Origin of the sequence: Skermanella aerolata KACC 11604 (genome assembly GCF_000936425.1) — a bacterium.
GTDB lineage: Bacteria > Pseudomonadota > Alphaproteobacteria > Azospirillales > Azospirillaceae > Skermanella > Skermanella aerolata.
Genome location: NZ_AVFK01000275.1, coordinates 1 through 202, shown reverse-complemented (window position 1 = coordinate 202; position 202 = coordinate 1). Strand labels below are relative to the sequence as shown.

Annotated in this window: 1 protein-coding gene; it reads left to right on the top strand. The window is 68.3% G+C overall.

Translation table 11 applies throughout. From position 1 onward, the window contains the following. A partial coding sequence (locus N826_RS45135) for a Mu transposase domain-containing protein (RefSeq protein WP_044438215.1) occupies nt 1-202 on the top strand: 202 nt, incomplete at both ends.

Sequence of the window (202 nt, the reverse complement as noted above, 5' to 3'; positions counted from 1 at the left end):
TCAACAACCGGCCGCTGTCGCCCCCACGCGAGGGGACGCGCCGATCCGTCTTCGAAGCTGAGGAGCGGGCCCTGCTGCGGCCGTTGCCGGCCGAGCCCTACGTTGTAGGACAGTGGGAGCTGTGCCGTGCTGTCGGAGCCGACTATCACGTGATCGTCGACGGCCATTACTACTCGGTGCCCAGTGCCCTGGCGCACTCCCG